We start from the raw sequence: 2514 nt of genomic DNA, 5'->3' as shown, positions 1-2514 counted from the left end.
TCGCTGGCGAGCAGCCGCGCCACCACCGGCTCGGCCGGCTCGGCGACCACCTCCAGCACCCCGTCGCGGCTCTCGGCGTGGCGCACCTGCGGCCACTGCGCCACCTGCGCCGCCGGCAGCGCGCTGCGGCAGCGGATGGTGCATTGTTCGAAGCGCGCACGCAGCTCGGCGACGCTGCCCTCGGCGATCAGCGTGCCGCGCTGCAGCACCGCCACCCGGTCGGCCAGCGCCTCGGCCTCTTCCAGATAGTGCGTGGTCAGCAGCACCGCGCAGCCGTCGGCGACCAGTTCGCGGATCGCCCGCCACAGGCCCTGTCGTGCCTCGATGTCCAGGCCGGTGCTGGGCTCGTCCAGGAACAGCACCCGCGGCCGCCCGCAGATCGCCATCGCGAATTGCACGCGGCGCTGCTGGCCGCCGGACAGTTGGCCGTAGCGGCGTGCCATCACGCCATCCAGCCCGGCCAGCGCCACGCAGTCGGCGACGCTGCGCGGCTGCGGGTAGTAGCCGCGCGCCTGCAGCAGCAGTTCGCCCACGCGCAGGGTGTCCGGCAGCCCAGCGGTCTGCAGCATCGCCCCGGCCTGGCGGCGTGCGGCCAGCGCCCGCGGATCCTGCCCGCACAGGCGCACGCTGCCGGCGTCGGGCGTCTGCAGCCCGAGCAGCAGGCTCACCGCGGTGCTCTTGCCGGCGCCGTTGGCGCCCAGCAGCGCCAGCAACTGGCCGGGCCGCAGTTGCAGGTCGACGCCGTCGAGCGCGACCAGCGTCCCGTAGCGCTTGTGGACGCCGCTGAACTGCGCCAGCGGCAACGCATCGTGATCGGGCATGGGACACTCCGGTGGTGGCAGGGAGTGCCTAGGCTGCGCCGCGGCGGAGTCGCCGCCCAGTGCGGCGCGTCAGCTGCAGTGGATGACATCTGTCACTGGCAGCCCCCGCACGATTGCCGCATGCTGCGATCCACGCCGAGGGGCGGCGTTCTCCCGCTACAGCGCATCGCAGAAAGTGACTTCCGGCCATGCCCACGGCGGCCGGTGGCTCGCACACTGCAGCGCGCCGACCGTTTCGTTCAAGGACACGATGAGTACTTCCTCCGACCTGCTCAAGGAACTCCGTATCGACCGCAAGGCGCCGCCGAGCGAGCCGCCGTCGCGGCGCGGGCTGTGGATCGCCGGGGTGCTGCTGGTGGTGCTGCTCGCCCTGGGCGCCGGCGGCTGGTGGCTGTTCGGCCGCAGCAAGCCGCTGGAGGTGCGCACCGCCGCGGTGGTGGCGATCGCCCCCGGCAGCAGCAGCGCCTCGGTGCTGGACGCCAGCGGCTATGTGGTGGCGCGGCGCATGGCCACGGTCTCGGCCAAGATCACCGGCAAGGTCCGCGATGTGCGCATCGAGGAAGGCATGCGCGTGGAGGAAGGCCAGGTGATGGCGACGCTGGATCCGATCGACGCCAATGCGCAGCGGGTGCTGTCGGCCTCGCAACTGGACGCGGCGCGCAGCCTGGTCGCCAACATGCAGGCGCAGGTGCGCCAGGCCGATGCCGACGCGCAGCGGCTGCAGCCCCTGGCCAGCCAGCAACTGGTCTCGCGCTCGCAGTACGAGCAGGCGGTGGCGCAGCGCGATGCCCTGCGTGCGCAGTTGCAGAACGCGCAGCGCAACGTGGCGGTGGCCGGCAACCAGTTGTCGATCTCCGATCTCAACGTGGACAACACCATCGTGCGTGCGCCGTTCTCCGGCGTGGTCACCGCCAAGGCGGCGCAGCCGGGCGAGATCGTCTCGCCGCTATCGGCCGGCGGCGGCTTCACCCGCACCGGCATCGGCACCATCGTCGACATGGATTCGCTGGAGATCGAGGTCGAGGTGGGCGAGTCCTACATCGGCCGGGTCAAGCCGGGCATGCCGGTGGAGGCCACGCTCAACGCGTATCCGGACTGGAAGATCCCGGCCGAGGTGATCGCGATCATCCCCTCCGCCGACCGCGGCAAGGCGACGGTGAAGGTGCGCGTGGCACTGAAGCAGAAGGACGCGCGGATCGTGCCGGAGATGGGCGTGCGGGTCAGTTTCCTGGAGGCGCCGCAGCCGCAGGCGCAGCACACGCCGCAGGGCGTGCGGGTGCCGGGCGCGGCGATCGTCAAGCGCGCCGGCCAGGATGTGGCGTTCGCGGTCAAGGAGGACAACACGGTCGAGCAGCGCGCGCTGAAGACCGGCATCGCCCTGGGCGACGACCGCCAGGTACTGTCCGGCCTGTCCGCCGGCGACACGGTGGTGCTGGATCCGCCAGAGGCCTTGCATGCTGGCATGCAGGTGAAGACGGCGGAGGCCGCTGCGCAGTAGCGCAACAAACAAGCACGCGCTGCGCACTGCACCAGCGCCTCGACGTCGCAGCTGTCCGATGTAGGTCAGTTTCAGCTGCGCCTGCCGCAGCCGAATCGATCAAGCTCCAGTTGTTGCTGTTGCTGTTGCTTTACCGCTGTTGCGGTTGCTTTTGCTCTACAGGGTTCCCTTCCGCAGCGGCGGATGGACCGGGGA

General features: G+C 71.1%; 2 protein-coding genes. One reads left to right on the top strand and one right to left on the bottom strand.

Annotated elements, in window-relative coordinates:
* Positions 1-821: ABC transporter ATP-binding protein (locus D180_RS12335; protein WP_017913031.1), on the bottom strand; the 821-nt coding region annotated here is incomplete at its 3' end.
* A 250-nt stretch (positions 822-1071) separates the two neighbouring features.
* Here D180_RS12335 and D180_RS12330 point away from each other — a divergent pair.
* The gene (locus D180_RS12330) at positions 1072-2319 is read left to right on the top strand and encodes an efflux RND transporter periplasmic adaptor subunit (RefSeq protein ID WP_017913030.1); all 1248 of its coding nucleotides are present in this window, start codon (positions 1072-1074) and stop codon (positions 2317-2319) included.
* The last annotated feature ends 195 nt before the right edge of the window (positions 2320-2514 follow it).

Origin of the sequence: Xanthomonas sp. SHU 166, from assembly GCF_000364685.1 — a bacterium.
Lineage (GTDB): Bacteria > Pseudomonadota > Gammaproteobacteria > Xanthomonadales > Xanthomonadaceae > Xanthomonas_A > Xanthomonas_A sontii.
This window is presented reverse-complemented; position numbering and strand designations above follow the sequence as displayed.

Bases quoted from the DNA above. Each gene is read 5' to 3' on its own strand.
- D180_RS12330 (WP_017913030.1), top strand. From the start codon at position 1,072: ATGAGTACTTCCTCCGACCTGCTCAAGGAACTCCGTATCGACCGCAAG.